This is a genomic window from Streptomyces sp. WAC07094 (assembly GCF_036320405.1).
In the GTDB taxonomy this organism is placed as follows: Bacteria; Actinomycetota; Actinomycetes; order Streptomycetales; family Streptomycetaceae; genus Streptomyces; species Streptomyces lannensis.
On record NZ_JAVMJZ010000001.1, the window covers coordinates 6,479,939 to 6,498,074 of the forward strand.

Annotated in this window: 18 protein-coding genes; 11 read left to right on the forward strand and 7 right to left on the reverse strand. The window is 71.0% G+C overall.

Features of this window, described 5'->3' with window-relative positions; translation table 11 throughout:
• Nucleotides 1-18 precede the first annotated feature (18 nt).
• From RCR19_RS28715 to RCR19_RS28730, 4 genes are all read left to right on the forward strand, one after another.
• Nucleotides 19-1,359 carry an MFS transporter gene (locus RCR19_RS28715; protein WP_331267761.1) on the forward strand — a complete coding sequence of 447 codons (1,341 nt, stop codon included), beginning with the start codon at nt 19-21 and terminating at the stop codon, nt 1,357-1,359.
• A gap of 62 nt (nt 1,360-1,421) precedes the next feature.
• Entirely contained in the window at nt 1,422-1,538 is a 117-nt protein-coding gene (locus RCR19_RS28720; RefSeq protein ID WP_107116635.1) for an SGM_5486 family transporter-associated protein, read from the forward strand.
• Between the two features lie 330 nt (nt 1,539-1,868).
• Entirely contained in the window at nt 1,869-2,081 is a 213-nt protein-coding gene (locus RCR19_RS28725) for a hypothetical protein (protein ID WP_331267762.1), read from the forward strand.
• Nucleotides 2,082-2,249: 168 nt separating this feature from the next.
• Nucleotides 2,250-2,768 carry a histidine phosphatase family protein gene (locus tag RCR19_RS28730; RefSeq protein WP_220294590.1) on the forward strand — a complete coding sequence of 173 codons (519 nt, stop codon included), beginning with the start codon at nt 2,250-2,252 and terminating at the stop codon, nt 2,766-2,768.
• Nucleotides 2,769-2,857: 89 nt separating this feature from the next.
• On the opposite strand, the gene serB is transcribed toward RCR19_RS28730, so the two are convergent.
• Nucleotides 2,858-4,069, reverse strand: a complete 1,212-nt coding sequence (gene serB / locus RCR19_RS28735; protein WP_331267763.1) for a phosphoserine phosphatase SerB — start codon at nt 4,067-4,069, stop codon at nt 2,858-2,860.
• Nucleotides 4,070-4,240: 171 nt separating this feature from the next.
• Nucleotides 4,241-6,004: a streptophobe family protein gene (locus RCR19_RS28740; RefSeq protein ID WP_331267764.1), complete on the reverse strand. Its 1,764-nt coding sequence runs from the start codon at nt 6,002-6,004 to the stop codon at nt 4,241-4,243.
• Nucleotides 6,005-6,245: 241 nt separating this feature from the next.
• On the opposite strand from RCR19_RS28740, the gene RCR19_RS28745 reads away from it, so the two are divergent.
• Nucleotides 6,246-8,717, forward strand: a complete 2,472-nt coding sequence (locus tag RCR19_RS28745; protein ID WP_331267765.1) for an FHA domain-containing protein — start codon at nt 6,246-6,248, stop codon at nt 8,715-8,717.
• A gap of 100 nt (nt 8,718-8,817) precedes the next feature.
• On the opposite strand, the gene RCR19_RS28750 is transcribed toward RCR19_RS28745, so the two are convergent.
• The 3 genes from RCR19_RS28750 to RCR19_RS28760 form a co-directional block, all read right to left on the reverse strand.
• Complete coding sequence (locus RCR19_RS28750) at nt 8,818-9,531, reverse strand: transglycosylase SLT domain-containing protein (RefSeq protein ID WP_331267766.1); 714 nt, start codon at nt 9,529-9,531, stop codon at nt 8,818-8,820.
• Between the two features lie 312 nt (nt 9,532-9,843).
• Nucleotides 9,844-10,986, reverse strand: coding sequence for an S-adenosylmethionine:tRNA ribosyltransferase-isomerase (locus tag RCR19_RS28755; RefSeq protein WP_331267767.1), 1,143 nt, complete (start codon nt 10,984-10,986; stop codon nt 9,844-9,846).
• A complete protein-coding gene (locus tag RCR19_RS28760) occupies nt 10,983-11,678 on the reverse strand; it encodes an SDR family oxidoreductase (RefSeq protein WP_331267768.1) in 696 nt (231 codons plus the stop codon). The genes RCR19_RS28755 and RCR19_RS28760 overlap by 4 nt, the downstream gene beginning before the upstream one ends.
• A gap of 187 nt (nt 11,679-11,865) precedes the next feature.
• Between RCR19_RS28760 and RCR19_RS28765 the strand changes: the two genes are divergently transcribed.
• From RCR19_RS28765 to chpE, 3 genes are all read left to right on the forward strand, one after another.
• Nucleotides 11,866-13,011 carry a GAF domain-containing sensor histidine kinase gene (locus RCR19_RS28765; protein WP_331267769.1) on the forward strand — a complete coding sequence of 382 codons (1,146 nt, stop codon included), beginning with the start codon at nt 11,866-11,868 and terminating at the stop codon, nt 13,009-13,011.
• Entirely contained in the window at nt 13,004-13,645 is a 642-nt protein-coding gene (locus RCR19_RS28770) for a response regulator transcription factor (RefSeq protein WP_059128665.1), read from the forward strand. Before RCR19_RS28765 ends, RCR19_RS28770 begins: the two co-directional genes overlap by 8 nt.
• Nucleotides 13,646-13,765: 120 nt before the next feature.
• Nucleotides 13,766-14,011, forward strand: coding sequence for a chaplin ChpE (chpE, locus tag RCR19_RS28775; RefSeq protein WP_331267770.1), 246 nt, complete (start codon nt 13,766-13,768; stop codon nt 14,009-14,011).
• Nucleotides 14,012-14,161: 150 nt separating this feature from the next.
• On the opposite strand, the gene RCR19_RS28780 is transcribed toward chpE, so the two are convergent.
• On the reverse strand, nt 14,162-14,944 hold the full coding sequence (locus tag RCR19_RS28780; RefSeq protein WP_331267771.1) for a hypothetical protein: 783 nt from the start codon (nt 14,942-14,944) through the stop codon (nt 14,162-14,164).
• A 152-nt stretch (nt 14,945-15,096) separates the two neighbouring features.
• Here RCR19_RS28780 and RCR19_RS28785 point away from each other — a divergent pair, with 152 nt between their 5' ends.
• The 3 genes from RCR19_RS28785 to RCR19_RS28795 all read left to right on the forward strand — a co-directional run bounded on the left by RCR19_RS28785 (nt 15,097) and on the right by RCR19_RS28795 (nt 17,510).
• Complete coding sequence (locus tag RCR19_RS28785) at nt 15,097-15,894, forward strand: ABC transporter ATP-binding protein (protein WP_059128662.1); 798 nt, start codon at nt 15,097-15,099, stop codon at nt 15,892-15,894.
• A gap of 81 nt (nt 15,895-15,975) precedes the next feature.
• Nucleotides 15,976-16,404, forward strand: coding sequence for an NfeD family protein (locus RCR19_RS28790; RefSeq protein WP_331267772.1), 429 nt, complete (start codon nt 15,976-15,978; stop codon nt 16,402-16,404).
• 155 nt (nt 16,405-16,559) lie between these two features.
• On the forward strand, nt 16,560-17,510 hold the full coding sequence (locus tag RCR19_RS28795) for an SPFH domain-containing protein (protein WP_331267773.1): 951 nt from the start codon (nt 16,560-16,562) through the stop codon (nt 17,508-17,510).
• A 108-nt stretch (nt 17,511-17,618) separates the two neighbouring features.
• Here the strand turns inward: RCR19_RS28795 and RCR19_RS28800 are convergent, their stop codons facing one another.
• Complete coding sequence (locus RCR19_RS28800) at nt 17,619-18,131, reverse strand: HNH endonuclease (protein WP_331267774.1); 513 nt, start codon at nt 18,129-18,131, stop codon at nt 17,619-17,621.
• Nucleotides 18,132-18,136: the final 5 nt, after the last annotated feature.

The window sequence follows — 18,136 nt, forward strand, 5'->3', positions numbered from 1 at the left end:
CAATCATCCCATCATTCTATGATGTCTCCCATGGCTAGTGAGCAGACCGGAACGACGACGCCCGCACCGACGCGCGGCCCGGCCCGAACGGCGACGGGCACCACGAAGACGGCGAGCGGGAGCGGGACGTCCGCCCCGCGGGCGTGGACGATGCGCATCCTGGTCGCCGGCATCGTGCTCACCGCGCTCAACCTGCGGCCCGCCATCACCAGCCTCGGCGCCCTCCTGGAGGAGGTGCGCGACGGCCTCGGCATGAGCGGCGGCGTGGCGGGACTGCTCACCTCGGTGCCGCCGCTCTGCTTCGGCGTCTTCGGCATCATGGCGCCGCGGCTCGCCCGCCGCTTCGGACCGGGTGCCGTGGTCTGCGCCGGAATGGCCGCGATCACCGCGGGGCTGCTTCTGCGCCCCTACGTCGGCGGCACGGCCGGCTTCCTGGTCGGCAGTGCGCTCGCGCTGATGGGCATCGCGGTCAGCAACGTTCTGATGCCTGTGATCGTCAAGCGCTGGTTCCCCGACCGGGTGGGCTCCATGACCGGCCTGTACTCCATGGCGCTCGCCCTCGGCACCGCCTCCGCCGCGGCGGTCACCGTGCCCCTGACGGACGCGCTGGGCGGCAGGTGGCGGACGGGGCTCGCGGTCTGGGCGGCGCTCTCGGCCGTCGCGGTCCTGCCGTGGATCCCCTTCGTGCGGCCCGCGGGCACCGCTCCCCCGGACGGTGCCGCTCCCGCCGCCGGGTCCGGCCGGGGCGAGCCCGACGAAGGACTGCGGATCGTCCGCAGCCGAACCGCATGGGCGCTGGCCGTCTTCTTCGGTCTCCAGGCGACGGCCGCCTACATCACGATGGGCTGGATGGCACAGATCTTCCGCGACGCGGGAGTGGCCGCGGGCACGGCCGGTGTGCTCCTCGCCGTCACGATGGTGATGGGTGTCCCGCTCGCCTTCGTCATCCCGCGGCTGGCGTCGCGGCTGCCGCACCAGGGCCCGATCGTGATCGCCCTCGGCGTGTGCGGTCTCGCCGGATACGCGGGCCTTTACTGGGCCCCGGCGGGCGGCGCCTGGGCGTGGGCGGTGCTGCTGGGCGTCTCCAACTGCGCCTTCCCGCTGGCGCTGACCATGGTGGGCATGCGCGCCCGCACGAGCGCGGGGGTGGCCAAGCTGTCGGCCTTCGCGCAGAGCACCGGGTATCTGCTGTCGATCCCCGGACCGCTGCTGGTCGGAGTGCTCTACCAGAGCAGCGGCGGCTGGGGTCTGCCGCTCGCGCTCATGGCCGGGCTGATGGTGCCGCAGATCGTGGTGGGGGTACTGGCGGGCCGCAACGGCACGGTGGAGGACGAGACGGCGGGGGCGCCGGGACGGTGAATCCGCGGGCCGGAGCCGACCCCGCCGGAACCCCGGCGGCCCGGGAGTGCGAGACTGACCGCATGCCCGTGCTCGACCCGAACCCCAAGAACGGCCAGAAGAAGATGCTGCTCGTCTTCGGCACGTTCTTCGCCATCTTCGTGATCATCGCCGTCATCGCGACGATCGCCTCGCCCTGACCGACGACGTCGACCGGGCGCCGGCCCGACCGCGGCGCCGAGGGGCCCCGAGCCGCGCCTCACGAGGTGCCGGCCGACCGTGACGGACGGGTGCCCGGTGTCCGTGCACCCCGCCGTGCCACCGTGTTCACACCGCTCAGCCGTGTGCGGGGCACCGGGCCGGGTGCGTGTTCCCGGGCGGGGGTGGGGCTGGCCCCACCATCCCCTAGGGGGTCAGTGTCAGGGGCAAGTGGGTGGATCACCGGATGGGTTGAGGGCCGATGAGTCCCTACCTTCGAGGTGTGGCCGCGAGGGGCGGACCACGGGACCCGAAGACCCACGGAGGCAGGCATGTCGGCCCCTACGCACTCCCGGCCCGGCCCGGCGACCACGGGCGGCGTCGACATCAGGCTGCCCTGGTGGGCCCTCGCACTGCCCACGCTGGCCTTCATCTTCCTGCTGGCGCTCATCCTCAACCCGTCCGACTCGAGCGGCGGCGGCGACCCCGCCCTCGGGCACCTCGTCGAGCGCGTCCAGCACAGCGTGACGCACCACGTGTCGTGACGGAGCCCCACCGAGGAGCACCGGCGGCCCCGCCCGCCCTCCGGCGCCGGTGTCGTCCTGCCAGGTGAGCGCGGCCGGGCGACCGAATCGGCCACCCGGACGCGGGCGCGCGGCCGGCGCCGTCAACTCCCTGCGCTCCCTGGCCTGTTTCATGCGAAGCTGGGACCCATGAGCTCCGCAGAACCCCGCAGGATTGTCCTCCTCCGGCATGCGAAGGCCGACTGGCCGCAGGTGCCCGACCACGAGCGCCCGCTCGCTGACCGGGGCCGCAAGGACGCGCCCGTCGCCGGACGCAAGCTCGCCGACACCGGCATCCCCTTCGATCTGGCCCTCTGCTCCACCGCGATCCGCACGCGCGAGACCTGGAAGCTCGCGGTCCAGGAGCTTCCGCACCGGCCGAAAACCGTCTATGAGGACCGGGTCTACGAGGCCTCGCCCGGCGAGCTGATCGCCTTGCTCGACGAGACGCCCGACGACGTCCGGAACGTGATCCTGATCGGCCACAACCCGGGTATCCAGGGTCTCGCCGAGGTCCTCGCCGGGACGGCCCACAAGGAGGCCCGCGAGCACATGGACCGACGCGGATTTCCGGCCGCCGCCTTCGCGGTGCTCGGTTTCGACGCCGAGTGGAAGTCGCTCGAGCCGGGCACGGCCACGCTGATCGACTTCTGGTCGCCGAGCGACTGACCTCTACGGAACGTCTGCGGTGGCCCCGGCATCCATGCGGGTTCCGGCGCCACCGCCGACGTAGCGGTACCTGCCGGTGAGGCGCGCGGTCAGTGACGGTCGTCCTGCGTGTCCGCCGCCTCCACCTCTTCGCGGGTGACGCCCAGCAGATAGAGGACGGTGTCCAGGAAGGGGAAGTTCACCGCGGTGTGCGCGGCCTGCCGCACGACGGGCTTGGCGTTGAAGGCGACGCCCAGACCGGCCGCGTTCAGCATGTCGAGGTCGTTGGCCCCGTCACCGATCGCCACGGTCTGCGCCAGCGGTACACCCGCTTCGGCGGCGAACCGGCGCAGCAACCGTGCCTTGCCCGCCCGGTCCACGATGTCGCCGACGACCTTGCCGGTCAGCCGCCCGTCGACGATCTCCAGTGTGTTGGCCTGCGCGAAGTCGAGCCCGAGCCGCTCCTTCAGATCGTCCGTGACCTGGGTGAACCCGCCCGAGACGACCCCCACCTGGAAGCCGAGCCGCTTCAGCGTACGGATCAGGGTGCGCGCGCCCGGAGTGAGCCGGATCTCGGCGCGGACCTTGTCGACCACCGACGCGTCCAGCCCCTTGAGCAGCGCCACGCGCGCGTGCAGCGACTGCTCGAAGTCCAGTTCGCCACGCATGGCGGCCGCCGTCACCTCGGCGACCTCCGCCTCACAGCCGGCGTGCGCCGCGAACAGCTCGATGACCTCGTCCTGGATGAGCGTCGAGTCCACGTCCATGACGACCAGACGCTGAGCGCGACGGTGCAGACCCGCCGCGACGACCGCGATGTCGACGCCGAGCGCGGCGGCGTCGGTCACGAGCGCGGTGCGCAGCGGCTCGGTCTCCACGCCGGACACGGCGAACTCGACTGCCGTCACCGGGTACTTGGCGAGCCGGAAGATACGGTCGATGTTGCCGCCTGTCGCGGCGATCCGGGCGGCGATGGCCGCCGTCGACTCCGCGGTGAGCGGGTGGCCGAGCACAGTGACCAGGGAGCGTCCGAGGCCCCGCGGACGGTTGTCGCCGATACCGGAGATGATCTCCGCCTGCATCTTCACGGACTCCGCCCAGCTGTGGACGGTCGCCCGCAGATCACCCTCGAGCCCGGACGGGGGCACGGTCACGAGTGCGCACAGCACCATCCGGCCCCGGGTGACCACCTGCTCGATGTCCACGACGTCGACGCTGTAGGCGGCCAGAGTGTCGAACAAGCCTGCGGTCAGGCCCGGCCGGTCCTTGCCGAAGATCTTGACAAGGAGCGTGGGGGCATCGGAGGTCTGCGAAGGGCTCATGGTGCTTCCCACCGTATCCGTCACCCGGTGCCTTCCGCGTTTCCGGTCCGACCAGCGGACGGGGAACAGTGCATGGCGGGCGGATGACATACGTCTTGAGCGGCGGAGACGGGCGCGCGGAGGTCCGCAGGGGCGACACGGCGGCCGGGCACGGGCGTGCCGCCGGTCGGGTCAGCTGCGTCCTTTCGGTCCCCCGGGCGGGTGCGGTGGAGGTGGCGGGGGCGGACCGTCGTCCGAGGACGAACGTGTCCGCCGGGGACGAGGCGGCGGGCGCCTGGGCGGCGGTTCGATCGGCCGGGCCACCGTGGGGGCGCCGTACACGTCCCCGGTAGCGGACGACGGCGCGCCCGCCGGGGGCCGCGCGTCCTGCGGCTCACGCAGTTCCTCGGGCAGCCGCAGATAGGGATTGGTGTCGGGGTTGGGCGGGCGATGCGGCCTGCCGGGTACGTAGGGCCCCGCGCCGTGCGGCACCGTCGGGAAGAGCGGGGGCGTGGTCGCCGCTCGTCCCGCGGCGGCCCGCGCCAGGGGCGCCGCCCGCCTGCCCGCGGCCCCCGCGGCGTACGCGAGCAGCGCTCCCGCCGCTCCGGCTGCGGCGCCCCAGACCGCACCCAGCAGCAGGGCCATGCCGAGATGCCCGTGCAACTCGATGCCGGCGCCGAACGCGTCGAATCCGAACACGGACAGCGAGGCGTCCACCGACACATCCGTCAGCCACGCCAGCAGCGGCAGTGCCAGGGCCGTCACGACGCCGAGCCGAAGTGCGCAGCGTGCTGCGAGGCCGAGGGGACCGTGGCCGCCTGCGACGGACGGAGCCCGGCCCGGTACGGCCGCGGCATCACCGGCTCGTACGAGCGGCGTACGCACTGCGGTCAGCACGCCCGCGAAGAGCATCATGAGAGCCGCGGCGAGGGCGAGCAGCCATACCTTGCCGTCCAGTTCGGCCAGGCGACCCAGGGTGACCGGCTGGTCCGTGCGCACGGTCAGCAGCCGGTCCAGCGGGTCGGGCAGCAGCTTCGCCAGCTCGCCCGTGGCCCTGCCGTCCCACGGTACGAACAGGCCGACCGGGACGCCCAGCCACACCCCGTTGGGCGCGCCCAGCAGTGCGGCTCCCGCGATCCGCCCCGGATGGTCGTCGCCGATCGCCGCGTACGCCGCCGCCGCGAGGCCGGCGACCACCGCCACGAGCACCACGGTCACCAGCGCGGACACGGCCGGACGCACCATACGGTGCGCCCACTCCCAGCCGCGGGGCAGCGGGGTGCGCCGGGAGGCGAGCAGGGCGATCACGAGGACGCCTGCGGCCCATGCCGCACCCCCGAGCAAAGTGGGCACCGTGTCGACGGTGAAGCCGACCGCGGCCTTCGCCTCGACGAGGTCGCCGATCCGGCTCGGCAGCAGGCCCCCGATGTCGCCGAGCCCGGGGATGTCGACGCCTTTGCCACCGCCCGTGCCGGGCAGTCGGTCCAGTCCGAGCGCGTCCCCGTCGATGGTGATGACATCGTGGCCCGCCCAGGCGAGACCGCCCAGCATCGCCACGAAGAGCACGACCACCGTGCCCGCCCGGGCGAGGAGTTCGGCCGGTGAGACCACAACTCCGGCCGTGCGCAGGGAGCGCAGGAAGAACCAGCACAGCAGCAGTGCGCCCACCAGCCCCACACCCAGGGGCGTGATGTCCATGGCGGTGGTCGCCTCGGCCCCCTTGAGGCCGAACGCGGACACGTCACCGGACGGCTTGACCGACCCGTTCGCGCCCAGTGCCACCACGGCCGCGGTCATCGGGCCGAGCGAGCCCGCCGCATCGGCCTGCAGCAGATGCAGACCTAGTGCCGCGGTTCCCGCCATGCCGATCAGCGCCCAGCTCACGGAGGCGATCGCGGACAGCAGTACGTCCGTCCACGGCACCCGCCGGTCGTTCTCCGCGGTGTCGATGCTCATGCAGGCCCCCCGGTCCGCGCCGCGGCGTCCCCGCGGATGCCCCCTCCTCGCGGGGGGATTACCACTCTCCGGGCCGGTCCGACCGCCGTCAACGGGACATGTCCGCAAGGGTGTGGACAGCTCGTCGCAAGGTCCGACTTTCGGTCGGAGGGCTGAGCCTGAAATAGTTCCCCACGATGTTCGACATCCCTAGACTCCCTGTGATGGGGGCAACTCGGGGGACAACTCAGTGGGGCATGGAGTGCCTGAACTCGTACTCGAATTGAACGGACGCACCTGGACGCTCGACGCGTCCAGGCGATACACCCTCGGACGCGATCCGCAGGGGGACATCGTGCTCGAGGACGCCAGGGTTTCCTGGCGCCACGCCACGATCGGCTGGGACGGGCGCAGTTGGGTCATCGAGGACCACGGCAGCACCAACGGCACGTTCGTGCAGGGCCGGCGGGTGCACCAGCAGGAGATCGGTCCGGGCTCGTCGCTGTATCTGGGCAACGCGACCGACGGACCGCGGCTGAACCTGTCCGGTGCGGCGGCCGCCGTCACCACCCCGCAGGCCCAGCAGCAGCCGCATGCGGCGCAGGCCGGGGGCGCCGGCTGGGCACAGCAGACGCCGCAGCAGGCCGCCGCGCAGATTCCGCAGCAGCAGGGCCCCGGTGGTGGCGCGGGGGCGCCACCGGTCTACGGCGACCGCAGCCCGACCACGTTCCACCAGCTCGCCCTGGGCCGTGTGATGCGCATCGGCCGTGCGCTGGAGAACGAACTGGTCGTCTCCGACCTCCAGGTCTCGCGTCATCACGCCGAGTTCCACGCCATGCCCGACGGTCGTTTCGAGATCCGCGACCTGGGCTCGCACAACGGCACGTTCGTCAACGGCATGCCGATCGGCAAGGGCAGTTCGGCACTGCTCGGCCCGAACGACATCGTCGGCGTCGGCCACTCGACGTTCCGTCTGGTCGGCGACCGGCTCGAGGAGTTCGTCGACACCGGTGAGGTCTCCTTCTCCGCCCGCCACCTGACCGTCACCGTCGACGGCGGCAAGCAGATCCTGAAGGACGTCTCCTTCGGTGTGCCGGAGAAGTCGCTGATCGCGGTCATCGGCCCGTCCGGCTCCGGCAAGTCGACGCTGCTGAAGGCGCTCACCGGTTACCGGCCCGCCAACCAGGGCGACGTCCTCTACGACAACCGGAACCTGTACAAGCAGTTCGCCGAGCTCCGCCAGCGCATCGGGCTGGTCCCGCAGGACGACATCCTGCACAAGGAGCTGTCGGTCAAGAAGGCGCTCAAGTACGCGGCCAAGCTGCGCTTCCCGGCCGACACCACCGGGGCCGAGCGGGAGGCGCGCATCGACGAGGTGCTGCGCGAGCTGAAGCTCGACGTCCACAAGGAGAAGAAGGTCACCTCCCTCTCCGGTGGGCAGCGCAAGCGCGTCTCGGTGGCCCTCGAACTGCTCACCAAACCGTCGCTGATCTTCCTGGACGAGCCGACCTCGGGCCTCGACCCGGGCATGGACCGTGACGTGATGCAGCTGCTGCGCGGGCTGGCCGACGACGGCCGCACCGTGCTCGTCGTCACGCACTCGGTGGCAGAGCTGGCGCTGTGCGACAAGCTCCTGGTGATGGCGCCGGGCGGCGCGGTCGCCTACTTCGGGCCGCCGGAGGAGGCGCTGAACTTCTTCGGCTACGAGACCTGGGCCGATGTGTTCTCCGCCTTCGAGAACTACCGCGACTACGACTGGGCGGGCCGCTGGAAGGGCTCGCAGCACTACCAGATGTACGCCGCGGACATCGACGCCGTCGCCCCGCAGTCGGTGCACATGCCGCCGCCGCAGGCGATCAAGCCGCCCAAGCCGCAGGGCTGGTTCTCCCAGCTCGGCACCCTGGTGCGGCGGTACGTCTCGGTCATCGCCTCGGACAAGGGCTTCCTGGCGCTCACGGTGATCCTGCCGGCGGTGCTCGGCGCGGTCAGCCTGCTCATCGACAGCGACAAGGGCCTGCTGGTCAACCCGGTCAGCCCGAAGACCGGCGTGCCCGTCCCGAACGGCACGGCCACCACGGTCCTGCTGATCCTCGCGGTCGGCGCGTGCTTCGCGGGCGCCGCCAACTCCGTCCGCGAGCTGATCAAGGAACGGGTCATCTACGAGCGGGAACGCGCCACCGGCCTGTCCCGCTCCGCGTATCTGATGTCGAAGGTGTTCGTCCTCGGCGCGGTCACCGTGCTGCAGGGCCTCATGGTCGGCCTGATCGGCTTCTCCAGCCGCGAGATCCCCGAGGAGGGCGTCGTCCTCGGCGGCTCCACGCTGTTCGAGCTGTGCCTGCCGGTCATGGCGCTGGGCTTCACGTCGATGATGTTCGGCCTGGTCATCTCCGCGCTGGTGAAGACCGCGGAGAAGACGATGCCGCTGCTGGTGATGTTCGCCATCATCCAGGTGGTCTTCACGGGCTGTCTGTTCACCCTGAACGGCGCGGTCGGTGTGAACCAGGTCTCGTATCTGATGCCGTCCCGCTGGGCGGTGGGCGCCGCGGGAGCGACGCTGGACTTCAACAACATCGCCCCGAACACGGACGACCCGACGAACACGGACCCGCTGTGGAACCACACGGCAGGGGCCTGGAGCATGGACATGGCCGCCCTGATCGCCATCGGTGTGATCTGCGGCATCCTCGTGGCCCGCTTCCTGCGCCGGCACGAGCCCGAGGTCATGCGGAAGTAGTCGCTTGTGGAGCACACGCTCCAGGAGCATGCGGAAGGGCGGCACCCGTCAGGGGGTGCCGCCCTTTCTTCTGCTCAGCGAGAAGAGGTCCGCGCAGGCCTCAGTACGCGCTGTTGACGTTGTCCATCGAGCCGTAGCGGTGCGCCGCGTAGTTGCAGGCCGCCGTGATGTTCGCGACCGGGTCGTAGATGTTCCACGACGTGCCGGACACGTGGTAGCTGCGGAAGGTCGGGTCGATCACCTGGAGCAGACCCTTGGACGGGATGCCGTTGCGGGCGTTGATGTCCCAGTTGTTGATGGCCATCGGGTTGCCCGAGGACTCCCGCATGATGTTGCGGTACAGACCGTTGTACGAGCCGGGGATGCCCTTCTGGGCCATGATGTCGAGCGACTGGCGGATCCAGCCGTCGAGGTTGTTGTTGTACGACCTCGGGGCCGACTGCCGGACCGGCGCGCGCTCGGCGGAGCGGCTCGCGGCCTGCTCGGCGCCGCGCTGCTGAGCGGCCTTCTCGGCGCTCAGCTTCTTGGCGGCCTGGTCGGCGGCCTGCTTCTTCGCCGCTATGGCCTCCGCCTTCAGCATGGAGGCGGCCTTCTGGTCGGTGACGTTGACCTTGATGTTCTTGACCGGCTGGTTACCGATGTTCACCGGAGCCGAGGCGACGGCCGCAGCCTCGTGAGTCGTGGTCTGCGCCTCGCTGGGCGTGGCGGTGATCGCGAGGGTGGCGACACCCAGGCCGGCGCAGCAGGCGGCGGACAGCTTCTGCGTCTTGGTCAGCGATCGGGCACGACTACGAATGTTGGTGATCTGGGGCATGTGTGAGTGACCTCTTCGAGTTGCGCGGAGGTCGCTCTGGTGCCGGTGGAATCGGATGTTTCCAGCACAAGCGCCGCGGGTAAGTGCCCGCAGCGCCGAGCGACGGAAGCAATTCTTAGCGGCCGCAAAATGCCTAGGCAAAGGTGTGACTTACTATCCCTGATAGTGCGCACAGGAAGGGCAAAACGGGACAGATCGCCCCGTCTTCCCCGTTCAAAAGGGACCCGTTGGTGTCCTATGCCCCTTCGTATGTGACGTGGGCCCTATGTGCGTCCTCACATGGAGCGTGGCCCTTCTTCACCGATAGTTGCTCTAGCAATTCGTAGCGTGATGCGAATTCGAGGGCAGTATGAGGTGGGTGTCACCGAACTCGTGCCACAGGTACCGCCCGGCGAGCGCCGCCGCGTAGGCACGGTCGACGGCCGCCCGTCCGGCCACGGCCTCGAGCATCAGCAGATGGGACGCCTCCGGCTCGTGGAGCCCGGTCAGCAGACCGTCGACCACCCGCACCCCGCGCTCGGGTGTCACGACCAGATCGGTCCAGCCCTCCCGCGCCCGTACGGCACCGTCGCTGTCGACGGCCGACTCCACGGCCCGTACGGCCGTGGTGCCGATCGCTATCACCCGCCCGCACCCGCCTTTCGGGGCAGGCCCCTCGCGCCCTCCCCGATCCGCGTGCACGGCGTTGATCAACCGCGCCGACGCCTCCGGCACCGCGAAGCGCTCCGGGTACGGCGGCTCGTGCGCCTCCGCCGACGCCACTCCCGTGTGCAGCGTGATCGGTGCGAACTGCACCCCCCGGCTCACCAGCTCCGCCACCATCCGCGAGGTGAAGGGCCGCGCCGCACTCGGCATCTCCGCGCTGCCCGTGCCCTCGGCCGACGGGAGGGCGAACACCGTCTGGTACGCGGACAGCGGCTGGTCCCGCTCGGTGTACGAGTACCGGATGGGGCGCCCGTGGCGGCTCAGCACCTCCACCGGGTCGCCTCCGGACGGGGCGGCCCACCACAGCCTCTCGCTCCGGCCGGACAGCGGCTCCCGGAGCACGAGCCGCACGCCGCCCGGCAGCCGCACCTCGGTTCCCGCGGGCCCGCCGGCCCGGGCGCGTGTGGTGCCCCGCTCGTCCGGGTCCCGCAGTTCCACGGCCCACCGCCCGTCGTCCCCGCGCGTGGAGAAGTGCACCACCACCGGCGCGTCCCCGACCCGCCCGTCCACCGCGGCCGCCAGCGTGGGGGAGGTGTTGACGACGAGCAGGTCCCCGGCCCGCAGGAGCAGCGGCAGCTCCGTGAACCCGTGATGCGTCACCTCCGTGCCGTGCGAGACCAGCAGTCGCACGCAGTCCCGGTCCAGTCCCGGCCCGCGCTGCTCGGCCGGTACCCGCGCGGACAGCTCCCCGGGGACCTTCCCGAAGGCGCGGACGCGTTCGGCCGCGGGCACCCCCGTCGCCGCCTTCACCGCCCCTCCAGCAGCGAGGGGGCACCGTAGCGGCCGCTCGCCGGCCGCTCGTCCAGCAGCCGCAGGAAGGCGGGCACCACGGACTGCGGCGCCGGACGCGGATCGTCGTCGTCCGGTACGGCCGCCGTATAGAGGTCGGTGGCCATGTCCCCCGGATCAACCGCCCACACCCACAGGTCCGGTTCCTCCACGGCGAGCACCGCCGCCAGATGGTCCAGTGCCGCCTTCGACGCCCCGTAACCGCCCCATGTCTCGTACGCCTCGGCCGCCGCGTCGGAACTGACGGCGATCACCGCCCCGGTGCTCGACGCCCGCAGCAGCGGCAGCGCCTCCTGGACGAGGCCCAGCGCGGCGACCACGTTCACCTCCAGCGCCCGCCGCAGCCCGTCCGGGGCCAGATCCTCCAGTCGCACCAGCGGCTCCGCGCCCAGCGCGCTCGCGTTGCTCACCAGCAGATCGACGCCGCCCAGCGCGCGGGCCGCCGCCACCAGAGCGGCCCGGTGCGCGGCGTCCGTCACATCCCCGGGCAGGGCCTCCACCCGCGTTCCGTAGGACGCCAGGTCCTTGGCCGTCTGTGCGAGCACCGACTCGGTCCTCGCGTTCAGCACCAGGTCCCAGCCGCGCTCCGCCAATGCCGTGCCGAGCTCCCTGCCGAGCCCTTTCGAAGCCCCCGTGATGATCGCAACCGGCATGACTACCGTCCCCTCTGTGCCCGACCGCCGGTGGTCGGCGGTGGACTCAACGTAGGAACGGCACCTCCCCGGCCGCCTCGGACGCGGGCCGCAACGACCGGGGGCCCTTCGCCCTAGGCCCATCGGACCAGCCGGGGCCCGCACAGGTCGGATACGCACGGTCACACCCCACGGGTACGGTGAGGTCATGAGCCATGGACCCAGGTCGGGCCTGTACGCGGTGAGCTCCGCGCTGTTGGCCATGAGCAGGCACCTCGAGGTGCGCGACGTCCTGAAGACGATCGTCGCCTCGGCCCGTGAGCTGCTCGACGCGGAGTACGCGGCGCTCGGCGTCCCGGACGATCACGGGGGCTTCGCCCAGTTCGTGGTGGACGGCGTCACCGACGAGCAGTGGAAGGCCATCGGCCCGCTCCCGCGCCAGCACGGCATCCTCGCGGCGATGCTGCACGAGGCGAAGCCCGAGCGGCTCGCGGACGTCCGCCGTGACCCCCGCTTCGAGGGGTGGCCCAGCGCCCACCCCGAGATGTCCGACTTCCTCGGCCTGCCCATCCGTGACGGCGACGAGGTCATCGGCGCGCTCTTCCTCGCCAACAAGAGGTGCCCGAAGCCGGAGGGCGGCTGCGGATTCACCGAGGACGACGAGGAACTGCTCTCGATCCTCGCCCAGCACGCGGCGATCGCCCTGACCAACGCACGTCTGTATGAGCGCAGCAGGGAGCTGACCATCGCCGAGGAGCGCTCCCGGCTGGCCCACGAGCTGCACGACGCGGTCAGCCAGAAGCTCTTCTCCCTGCGGCTCACCGCCCAGGCGGCGGCCGCCCTGATCGACCGCGACCCCGGCCGGGCCAAGGGTGAGCTCCAGCAGGTGGCCGTGCTCGCTGCGGAGGCCGCCGACGAACTGCGCGCCGCGGTCGTCGAACTGCGCCCCGCCGCCCTGGACGAGGACGGCCTGGTCGCCACCCTGCGTACCCAGATACAGGTACTGGACCGCGCCCACACCGCGCGCGTGACCTTCACCGGCCGCGGTGTCCGGGCCCTGCCGGCCGCCCAGGAGGAGGCGCTGCTGCGCGTGTCCCAGGAGGCGCTGCATAACGCCCTGCGGCACTCCGGTGCCCGGCGGGTCGACGTGACGCTGGAGAAGTGCGGTCCCGGCGCCGTGCTGAGGGTCACGGACGACGGCGACGGGTTCGAGCCCACCGCGGTCCGACGCGCGGGACGCCACCTCGGACTGGTCTCCATGCGGGACCGGGCGGGCGGCGTGGGAGGAAGGCTGACCGTGGAATCGGCGCCCGGGAAGGGCACCACGATCGAGATGGAGGTCCCTGGTGGCTGACGCAATCAAGGTGCTGCTCGTCGACGACCACCAGGTGGTCCGCCGGGGGCTGCGCACCTTCCTCGAGGTGCAGGACGACATCGAGGTCGTCGGAGAGGCGTCCGACGGCGCCGAGGGCGTGGCCCGCGCACAGGAGCTGAAGCCGGACGTCGTCCTGATGGACGTCAAGATGCCGGGCGTCGACGGCATCGACGCGCTGCGCAGGCTCCGCGAGCTCGACAACCCCGCGCGTGTGCTCATCGTCACCAGCTTCACCGAGCAGCGCACGGTCGTACCCGCCCTGCGCGCGGGCGCAGCCGGATACGTCTACAAGGACGTGGACCCCGACGCGCTCGCCGGAGCCATCCGCTCGGTGCACGCGGGCCACATCCTGCTGCAACCGGAGGTCGCGGGTGCTCTGCTGTCCCAGGAGGAGAGCCATTCGGGCCAGGGAAGGACAGGTTCGCTGACCGAACGCGAGCGGGAGGTGCTGGGGCTGATCGCGGACGGCCGGTCGAACCGGGAGATCGCCCGTGCGCTGGTGCTCTCGGAGAAGACGGTGAAGACCCACGTCTCGAACATTTTGATGAAGCTCGACCTCGCGGACCGCACCCAGGCGGCGCTCTGGGCGGTGCGCCATGGTGTAAACGGCTGACCAGATCTTCATACCGTCGGGTGTACGTCCCCCGGACGGCGCAACCTCGGTGGATCTCCGCCGTTCTCCAAGGCGTGCTGCGGCGCCTGCCGCAGTGACCGTAAGGAGAGGGCTCAGACAGTGAAGAACCTGAAGAAGGCCGTTGCCGTCACGATGGTGGCCGGTGGCCTGGTCGCCGCCAGTGCCGGTCTGGCCTCCGCCACCGACGGGGCGCACGCCCACGGCAAGGCCAAGAGCTCCCCGGGTGTCGTCTCGGGCAACGTCATCCAGGCTCCGATCCACATCCCCGTGAACGCGGTCGGCAACAGCGTGAACGTGATCGGCCTCCTGAACCCGGCCTTCGGCAACCTGGGCATCAACCACTGATGTCTACGAGGGGTCCCCTCGGCGCCGGCCTCCCGGGACTGCCCGGGAGGCCGGTCGTATGTGTGCCGCGGTGATGTGGACGGCTCGGACGGCGGGCCGGGAAACACGACGGGCCCGCCTCGGAGGGCCGGGAAACGCCGGGCCCCCCGCTCACCGCATCTCGCGCTGCTCCACGACGGCGTTGTACGCGGCCACCTGCGCGCGCCGGGCAGTCCGCTCCACCGGACGGAGAGCATCGGTCCTGGCCGCCATCTCGGAGGCGGTCACCGCGCCCCCGTGCCCGTTCTCGTACGCCACCGAGATCAGCAGCCCCACCCGCCGGGCGAGCTCCAGCACCCGCACCGCACGCGGTGGATACCCCGGCGCGAGGATCTGCCCGCCGCGCTCGGCCCGCGCCCGGTAAGCGTCGATCGCCGCCTCCGCCACCGGCCCCGATCCGGCCACGTCCAGCCGCGACAGCACATCCGTCGCCTCCCGCAGCGCTTCCGCCAGCTCCCGCTCCGCCTCGCCGAGCGACGGCACATCGGCGGGCGGTGCCTCCCGCATCGGCAGGCAGTGCCAGAGCACCTCGACATGGACGTCACCGTCCGGTCCGGACCGGTGGATCTCCGGCACCAGGCCGAACGCGGCGCCGTGGCAGAGCACCGCCTCCTCGGCCTCCAGCGCGCGGGCGTTGAACTCCGGCGGGCCGCTCAGGCCCAGCGGGTGCCCCGGCGCGGGCAGCGCGACGCGCAGTCCGGACGCCCCGAGCGCCCGCAGACGCCCCAGTGCGAACGTGAGGCCGACGGGGCCCGGCTCACCCGGCAGTCCCTCGACCCGGTGCGAGGCATCGTCCTCGACGATGGCCGTGGCGGCGTCGTCCGGTGACACAAGTCCGGCCAAAAGGGCATTTCCCCAAGCGGTCAGTCGTCCTGAGCGTGGTTCCGAGAGCATGCCCCCACCCTAAGGACCCGACCTATGGAATGGTCCGGGCGGCAGGTGGCGTAGATTTCTTGGGGGGCTGCGCCCACTGGCGTGGCGGTCCACGCCCACAGGCGTACGCGAGAGCCGACACCGGCCGAAATGCAAGGGGAGACAACGCGCTCATGAGCGATGTTCTGGAGCTGGAGGACGTATCCGTGGTCCGTGAGGGCCGCGCTCTGGTGGACCAGGTCTCCTGGTCGGTCAAGGAGGGTGAGCGCTGGGTCATTCTCGGCCCGAACGGCGCCGGCAAGACGACCCTCCTGAACGTCGCCTCGAGCTACCTCTACCCCAGCAAGGGAACCGCCACCATCCTCGGCGAGACCCTGGGCAGGCCCGGCACCGACGTCTTCGAGCTCCGCCCGCGCATCGGTGTCGCCGGCGTCGCCATGACGGAGAAGCTCCCCAAGCGCCAGACCGTTCTGCAGACCGTGCTCACCGCCGCCTACGGCATGACGGCCGGCTGGCAGGAGGAGTACGACGAGGTCGACGAGCAGCGGGCCCGCGCCTTCCTCGACCGCCTCGGCATGAGCGAGTACCACGACCGGAAGTTCGGCACGCTGTCCGAGGGCGAGCGCAAGCGCACCCTCATCGCCCGGGCCCTGATGACCGACCCCGAGCTGCTGCTCCTCGACGAGCCCGCCGCCGGGCTCGACCTCGGCGGCCGCGAGGACCTCGTACGCCGTCTCGGCCGCCTGGCCCGTGACCCGATCGCGCCCTCCATGATCATGGTCACGCACCACGTGGAGGAGATCGCCCCCGGCTTCACCCACGTTCTGATGATCCGCCAGGGCAAGGTGCTCGCCGCCGGCCCGCTGGAGCTCGAGCTGACCTCGCGCAACCTCTCCCTGTGCTTCGGCCTCCCGCTCGTCGTCGAGCAGGTCGGCGAACGCTGGACGGCCCAGGGCCTGCCCCTTTCCTGACGCTCCGAAACCCCGCGAGGAGCCTGGTCCCACCCCTTCTGCGCCCTGTGCGCGACCGGGCCCCCGGCCTACCATGACCATGTGAACATCGACGCGTGGGTGTGGTGGCTGATCGGCGCGGCGGGACTCGGTATCGGGCTCGTGATCACCGCGATGCCGGAGCTCGGAATGCTCGCGGTGGGAGCCGTCGCGGCCGCCGTGGTCGGTGGTCTCGGCGGCGACGCCGTGATGCAGGTCGTGGTCTTCGCCGTCGTCTCGGTCGCACTCATCGCCGTCGTCCGGCCCATCGCCGCGAGGCATCGCTCGCAGCGCCCGCAACTCGCCACCGGAGTCGAGGCGTTGAAGGGCAAACAGGCGATCGTGCTGGAACGGGTCGACGGTTCCGGCGGCAGGATCAAGCTCGCCGGCGAGGTCTGGTCCGCGCGCGCCCTCAACTCCGAACTCGCCTATGAAGTAGGCCAGGAAGTGGACGTCGTGGACATCGAGGGCGCCACGGCCATCGTGTTGTGACCTCGGGGGACTCAACTGAACGGAACGGCACACGAGTCGGGCGAGGGTCTGTCAGACTCGACCAGCAAGATCTTCAACAACCATAAGATCTTCCACAGGGCGCCGAGGCGGAGAAGACGGGGCGTCGACGCGAAGAAGGGGTACGGGGAATCACGATGGAACCGATCATCATCGTCCTGATCATTCTGGTGGTGTTGGTCTTCATCGCCCTGATCAAGACGATCCAGGTCATCCCACAGGCGAGCGCGGCCATCGTCGAACGCTTCGGCCGCTACACCCGGACGCTGAACGCCGGCCTGAACATCGTGGTCCCGTTCATCGACTCCATCCGCAACCGCATCGACCTGCGCGAGCAGGTCGTGCCGTTCCCCCCGCAGCCGGTGATCACCCAGGACAACCTGGTCGTGAACATCGACACCGTCATCTACTACCAGGTGACCGACGCACGCGCCGCCACCTACGAGGTCGCCAGCTACATCCAGGCCATCGAGCAGCTCACCGTCACGACGCTCCGCAACATCATCGGTGGCATGGACCTGGAGCGCACCCTGACCTCCCGCGAGGAGATCAACGCGGCCCTGCGCGGCGTCCTGGACGAGGCCACGGGCAAGTGGGGCATCCGCGTCAACCGTGTCGAGCTGAAGGCCATCGAGCCCCCGACCTCCATCCAGGACTCGATGGAGAAGCAGATGCGCGCCGACCGTGACAAGCGCGCGGCGATCCTCACCGCCGAAGGTACGCGGCAGGCCGCCATCCTCACCGCCGAGGGCGAGAAGCAGTCCCAGATCCTGCGCGCCGAGGGTGAGGCCAAGGCCGCGGCACTGCGGGCCGAGGGCGAGGCCCAGGCGATCCGCACGGTCTTCGAGTCCATCCATGCCGGCGACCCCGACCAGAAGCTGCTCTCGTACCAGTACCTCCAGATGCTTCCGAAGATCGCGGAGGGCGACGCCAACAAGCTCTGGATCGTCCCGAGCGAGATCGGCGACGCGTTGAAGGGGCTGTCCGGCGCCATCGGCAACTTCGGCCCGATGGTCGGCGGTTCGGGTGGCTCGGGCTCCACCGGCAACAACGGCTCGGACCGCCGCGAGAAGCCGTCGATCGACTGACGTGGTGCCCACAGGGCACGCAGAGGGGCCCGCCTCCTTGGAGGCGGGCCCCTCTCATGTCTGCTCACCCATGTGCCGGACGGCCTGCGAAGGGCCGCCGGACACCACCTAGGCAGCCGGAGCCGGCTGCGCCAGCCACTCCGGCAGCGCCTTGAAGTCGTCCTGCCCCAGCGCCAGCAGCATGGCGTCCGCCGGTGTCGGCTCGAACGGCTGCCGCAGCAGGGGCATCCCGGCCTCCTCCGGCGTACGGTTCGCCTTGCGGTGGTTGTCCTCGGCGCACGAGGCCACGGTGTTGAGCCAGCTGTCCGCACCACCCTGCGACCGCGGCACCACATGGTCCACGGTCGTCGCCCTCCGGCCGCAGTACGCGCACCGGTGCCGGTCCCGCACCAGAACACCCCGCCTCGACCACGGAGCTTGTCTTCGAAACGGCACCCTTACGTATCTGCAGAGCCTGATGACGCGGGGCGCAGGTATGTCCACGTCGGCCCCGCGCATGCGGAGTTCGGGGTGGGCCTGCTCGACGACGGCCTTGGCCTGCAGCACCAGAACGACGGCTCGATTCAGCGTCACCGTCGACAGCGGCTCGAAGCTCGCGTTCAGAACCAGCGTGTCACGCATCCAGC